The organism is uncultured Sulfuricurvum sp., from assembly GCF_937936435.1.
GTDB lineage: Bacteria > Campylobacterota > Campylobacteria > Campylobacterales > Sulfurimonadaceae > Sulfuricurvum.
Genome location: NZ_CALDDG010000139.1, coordinates 1 through 5,355, shown reverse-complemented (window position 1 = coordinate 5,355; position 5,355 = coordinate 1). Strand labels below are relative to the sequence as shown.

The 5,355-nt window shown below is 37.7% G+C and carries 6 protein-coding genes, 1 tRNA gene and 1 pseudogene; 7 read left to right on the top strand and 1 reads right to left on the bottom strand.

The annotated features are described in order from the left end of the window. The first annotated feature begins 146 nt into the window (after positions 1-146). Complete coding sequence (locus Q0389_RS13175; protein WP_298694912.1) at positions 147-800, top strand: DNA-binding response regulator; 654 nt, start codon at positions 147-149, stop codon at positions 798-800. Here Q0389_RS13175 and Q0389_RS13170 read toward each other — a convergent pair. Continuing rightward, positions 795-1,499, bottom strand: coding sequence for an EAL domain-containing protein (locus Q0389_RS13170; RefSeq protein WP_298694909.1), 705 nt, complete (start codon positions 1,497-1,499; stop codon positions 795-797). The genes Q0389_RS13175 and Q0389_RS13170 overlap by 6 nt on opposite strands. A 132-nt stretch (positions 1,500-1,631) precedes the next feature. On the opposite strand from Q0389_RS13170, the gene Q0389_RS13165 reads away from it, so the two are divergent. The 6 genes and pseudogenes from Q0389_RS13165 to Q0389_RS13140 all read left to right on the top strand — a co-directional run. Beyond that, positions 1,632-1,844 (top strand): hypothetical protein, encoded by a 213-nt coding sequence (locus Q0389_RS13165; RefSeq protein ID WP_298694906.1) that lies wholly within the window; start codon positions 1,632-1,634, stop codon positions 1,842-1,844. 143 nt (positions 1,845-1,987) lie between these two features. Further along, positions 1,988-2,539 (top strand): response regulator, encoded by a 552-nt coding sequence (locus Q0389_RS13160; RefSeq protein ID WP_298694903.1) that lies wholly within the window; start codon positions 1,988-1,990, stop codon positions 2,537-2,539. Positions 2,540-2,650: 111 nt separating this feature from the next. Further along, positions 2,651-2,725: transfer RNA gene (locus tag Q0389_RS13155), tRNA-Glu, on the top strand. A 150-nt stretch (positions 2,726-2,875) separates the two neighbouring features. After that, positions 2,876-4,315: a diguanylate cyclase gene (locus Q0389_RS13150; protein ID WP_298694901.1), complete on the top strand. Its 1,440-nt coding sequence runs from the start codon at positions 2,876-2,878 to the stop codon at positions 4,313-4,315. A 233-nt stretch (positions 4,316-4,548) separates the two neighbouring features. Further along, positions 4,549-5,058: a PAS domain-containing protein gene (locus Q0389_RS13145; protein WP_298694899.1), complete on the top strand. Its 510-nt coding sequence runs from the start codon at positions 4,549-4,551 to the stop codon at positions 5,056-5,058. Further along, positions 5,027-5,355: pseudogene (locus Q0389_RS13140) on the top strand (hypothetical protein); the annotation flags it as partial. The gene Q0389_RS13145 and the pseudogene Q0389_RS13140, both read left to right, overlap by 32 nt.

Below are 5,355 nucleotides of genomic sequence, written 5' to 3'. Positions count from 1 at the left end.
ACGTTTGAGAATAGCGCTGTATCCATATTCGGCCTTCCGAAATTGGGTTGGCCAATGATAAAGGAATTTATTAAGCAAATGAAAGGTGAAATCATCGTTTTACACGATCACGTCGAACTCCATTTTTTCAGTGACGAAAGCTATTAATGCGGTTGTTGATTGTTGAAGACGAATGGCTGGTTGCTCAATTTATTGCCGACGTTGTGCAAGCGCAAAACATTGAGATTCTCGGGATTGCCCAGAGTTACGATGACGCGACAAAGCTGATCGATACGCTCGATATCGACTGTGCTATCGTCGATATCAATCTCAGAGGTGCGCAACATGGAATTGATGTCGCCCGTTATTTAAAGACGAAAGAAATTCCCTTTTTGTTTTTGACCGCATACAAAGATATGGATACTATTCAGGAAGCAACTGATCTGAAACCTCTGTCTTATCTTATCAAGCCGATTTCCGAAGAAAACCTTATCGCTGCTTTCATGATTGTCAAAAATCATTTTCCCGACCATCAACAATCTGCAAAAAGTCACCCATTTACCGTTGCAAACGATGGAATGATCATGTATAACGGCGAAATGCTTTTGCTCTCCCATTATGAAAGAATTGTCTTGGGCCTTTTGATTAAAAACTTTCGATGTGTCGTTTCGAGAGAAACGTTTTTCGAACATCTATGGAACTGTCCTGACGATATCAACGAAGGAACGTTGAGAAATACGATATTGAAGCTGCGTAAAAAACTCAATATTGAAATTGAAAACGTCCGAAATGTAGGATATATATTCACAAAATATTTATAATTCGCACGGACGGTGGATATAAAATCCCTGCATGCAATCCATCCCCATTTGATAAGCCTTTTGATATGCGAACGGAGAATCGATTTCTTTGGCTATAGTAGTCATATTATGCATACGGGCAAATTCGACGATTTGTCCGACAACTGTTTCGCCCCATTGCAATTCGATCCAGCTTTTGAAAAGGATCCCTTCTACCTTGATTATATCGATATGAAGCAATTTGAGATCATGAAACATCATCTTGCCGCTTCCGAAACCGTCGACGGCAAATCGCACGCCGTATTCTTTCAATTTTTGTATCAGCGGCGATATCAGTGCCAGATGTTCGATCCACTCTTCTATAACGATTTCAAAAATAACGCGTTTTCCTATATCCATATTCCTAATCATAGATTCAATACTGTGATAAGAATATTTATCCAAAAAGACATGAACCGGAATGTTTAAAGCAAAATCCTCTTCGCGGTGTGCGAATGTTTTATATGTCTGCCAAAAAATGCTTTGAGTTAAATGTCCCAATATTTTTCCGTTCGTAATCCATTTTATAGCATTGAATAGTGTCTCCGATTTTTCAAAACCTATACGTTGACGTGCCAACGCCTCATAATAATAACTTCTTCGATCACCGCATTGGATTACAGCTTGATATTCGCATGTAATATTTTTTGATAAAAGCGCATTATTTATATTGGTAAGCATAAACGGCAACTACTCCGATGTCTAAAATTATTGTGTCGAAACACGATTCCCGTTCGAATTATAAAAAAGCTGTCTCATCGCTTTGTCATCATCAAAATAAAATATTCAGTAGCGAGACGATAATATTCGATTATGGAATCGACAAAAGAACAGCTTATAAACGACATTCAAACTCTTCTTAACCGTTACGAGGGTGTTAAAGAAACCTATATAGATCCATCTTTAATGGAGTTCTTAGACCGTAAAACATTACTCGGAATAATTGATTCCATATTGCGCCAGCAGGAAACTACAAACGAGTCCAACCGTGAGTGGCTGGAGCAGTTTAAAAAATACTCTTCGTGAATCAAACGCTCTCATAGCAAAAATCTTTTTAGTTCATACTTTATTCGAGTTATTTTTTTTAAGCTTAAGCTAAAAAATATTTCTTATAATTACAACAATTAACCACAATGTTATTTTTTAACATATCACCAAAAGGATACACAATGTCATCAAATGTCGATTTGATTCAGCTCACAGAGCAAACAAAAAAATTAACAGCAATGGTTGTTGAGGATGAAGTAGTTGCAAATGACTTGCTTAGCTCGACTTTTAAAAACTTTTTTGCAGACGTTACTTCTGCCTATAACGGTGCCGAAGCATTACGTATGTACGAAAAAGTAAATCCGGATATCGTATTTGTTGATATCATTATGCCGGAAATCGACGGTATCGAACTTGCACGACGTATCCGCACTATTAATCCATCCCAAATCATTATCGTGATTTCTGCAAGCAACGATATCCAAAAAATCTCTAAATCAATCGAAGTTGGAGTTAATAGCTTCATCCAAAAACCTATCGATACGAAAAAAATTCTGGAAATGCTACAAAACATTACCAGCCTCGTATCTAAACGTAAAAAAATTGAAACTAAGACATTCTCTATTTCATTGCCGCTTGACGTATATGAGCTGGTTGACGACAATGCAAAAGCGGAAAGCATCTCTAAAAATGCCGTTATCATCCGCGCACTTCGCTCATTTTACAACGACTAATCTCCCCTCTTCCCGAAAATTCGGGAAGTTCACACTGTTTTATCTTTTTTTCAGCAATCCATCATTATAATTTCGGCTCAGGTTTAACCTGTTTCTTTTCTTTTTTAAAGTGGCCCCATCATCTAATGGTTAGGATTCCAGATTTTCATTCTGGCCATAGGGGTTCGAATCCCCTTGGGGTCACCACTTTAAACTCCTCTTTTTTTATCTAGCGCATCTAAAAACATAATTTTATGTATAATGGTTTATTTCACCGGGTGGAAGAAAATGAATATACATGCCAAATTGCTTAAAGTAAAACTGCTATGGCTATTTTTATTTTTTACATTTATGCCCATGCTCCTTATTGCACTATACAGCTATCATAATATTAAGCAGCAAATTATCTCTTCTCAGCTTTCTCACCTACAGGCGATAGCGAAACTCAAATCCCTTCAAATAGACAGTTATTACAAAGAGATAACAAACGATATGCATCTAATTCAAAATTCTCCCTACACTAAGTATTTTTTGACTTTTGATTCAATCGGTGACATCCATTTTGAGCAGCTATTTCGAGAACAGCTGAACGAGTATGTTTACGACAACGAGATCAACAATATTTACATTTTTGATCCGAAAGGCAATCTAATCGCTTCAACCGATAAAAATGTCCATTTTTTTCCTAATTCGTATTGTATTAATGCTTTTGAAAAAGGAAAAATATCTCTCAATTTTTCCGATATCTACCGGTCTAAAATGGTAGGTATACCGATGAAAAGTACCTATATATTTTATGCATCGTCTCCTATTTTAGATTCGAATCATCAGCTTCTAGGAGTCATTGTTGCGGAGTTTTCAGCAGATACGTTTTTTAATGAAATTCAAGACTACACAGGTCTTGGTCTAACCGGAGAAACACTCCTCGGAAAACGTCTGGGAAATGAAATCGTATTTTTAAATCCGCTACGACACGATCCGAATGCGGGGATGAAGAGGAAAGTCAAAATCAACGGCACCATAGCAAGACCGGTGATCATGGGCACGATGGGAAACATCGGAGACGGCGTATCGATCGACTATCGAGGAGAAAAAATTCTTGCCGCATGGAGATACATTCCGAGTACCGATTGGGGCCTGGTTGCGAAAATCGACTATAAAGAAGCATTGAAACCCTTGGAAGCGATCCGAAACAGTATTATTATCACCTCATTTGTTTTATTGCTGTTCGGTTTAGTCGCTTCGCTCAAAATAGCTAACTCCATCACACAGCCCGTAGATATGCTCGAAAATGAAGCACGTGCGGACTCTTTGACCGGTTTACCGAATCGAAAACTGTTAATGGAAATATTATCACAGGCTCTCGATAAAGCTAAAGAGAATCATACGGTGATAGCTGTTTTGTTTTTAGATCTTGACGGTTTTAAAATAATTAACGATCGTTACGGACATGACATAGGAGATTTACTGCTCAAAAGTGTTGCTTTGAGACTGACAAACTCTATCAGACAAAGCGATAGAGTAGCGCGTTTGGGAGGTGATGAATTTGTCATCTTGCTTTCCGGTGTTCAGAACAATCTCACTATTACGAAAATAGCCAATCACATTATCCGAAGTTTAAACGAAACATATGCTATCAATAATCTATCTCTTACCATCGGGGCAAGTATCGGAATCAGTATTTATCCCGACGACAATGCCGAGAATGCAGATGAAATGTTGCGTCAGGCTGATAAAGCAATGTATACGGCAAAAAATTCCGGCAAGAATCATTATCGATTATTTGAACAAATCTAAACTGTTTATATCTCTTCAACATGCATAAAATAATAAATTATTGAAACTATTAATTTAAGTTTTTCAATTAACAATCAAAAACACAAAACAATTTCAGACTATTTTATATTCATTCAAAATAACATCAAAATACGCCTAAAAATGGCACTTTCCATATTCTAAACACATTTAATAATTCGTCATTTATTCTTAAGGTTTGGAGGAATAGAATGAAAAAACGATAGGAGGATTTTATGCAGAAACCGACACCGAATCAAAATGAAAAGAGACTAAACGCTTCCGATTTTATCGTATCGAAAACGGATAAGAGCGGCAAAATCATTTACGGCAATAAATACTTTATTAAGATATCCGGTTACGAAGAAGATGAACTGATCGGCTCTCCGCACTCAATTCTCAGACATCCTGATATGCCTAAAGTGGTTTTTAAATTGTTATGGGAACGTATACAAAACAAAGAAGAGATATTCGCCTATGTAAAAAATCTTTGCAAAGACGGCTCTTATTACTGGGTTTTTGCAAACGCAACGGCAACATTGGATGAAAAAGGGATGATTCGTGATTTTCATTCCGTCCGGAGAAAACCAAGTCAAAAGGCTATGGAAATCATCCCCTCACTGTATACACAGCTGCTTTTAGAAGAACACAAAAACGGTATGAACGGCTCACAACGTTTATTAGAAAAAATACTCAATGATAAGGGAGTGGACTATGATGAATTTATTCTCTCGCTTCAACAATAGACAAGCGGGACTTTATTTTACAGGACTTATCGGTAGTGCTGCGGTAATAGGCTTTAACGGTATGCCGGTCGTTGCCGCTGCTATCGTCGCCGTCGCTGTCGCAGGAATGTTTTTGCCGACATCGCCTTCTGAGGGATGCGAAAAGATTTTCAACGATACTCTGATACGACAAATACGTGATGTATTGATCAAAGCGGGAAGCGGAAACCTCTCGGACCGTATCACCAATATACCGGAAGATCATGTATTGCAAAGTGTCGCATGGGGAATCAATGACATGCTCGATCAAGTCGAACA

What these genes read in the sequence shown, in the direction of transcription:
- Q0389_RS13175 (WP_298694912.1), top strand. Translation starts at nt 147, where the DNA reads ATGCGGTTGTTGATTGTTGAAGACGAATGGCTGGTTGCTCAATTTATT.
- Q0389_RS13160 (WP_298694903.1), top strand. Translation starts at nt 1,988, where the DNA reads ATGTCATCAAATGTCGATTTGATTCAGCTCACAGAGCAAACAAAAAAA.
- Q0389_RS13145 (WP_298694899.1), top strand. Translation starts at nt 4,549, where the DNA reads ATGCAGAAACCGACACCGAATCAAAATGAAAAGAGACTAAACGCTTCC.
- Q0389_RS13165 (WP_298694906.1), top strand. Translation starts at nt 1,632, where the DNA reads ATGGAATCGACAAAAGAACAGCTTATAAACGACATTCAAACTCTTCTT.
- Q0389_RS13170 (WP_298694909.1), bottom strand. Translation starts at nt 1,499, where the DNA reads ATGCTTACCAATATAAATAATGCGCTTTTATCAAAAAATATTACATGC.
- Q0389_RS13150 (WP_298694901.1), top strand. Translation starts at nt 2,876, where the DNA reads ATGCTCCTTATTGCACTATACAGCTATCATAATATTAAGCAGCAAATT.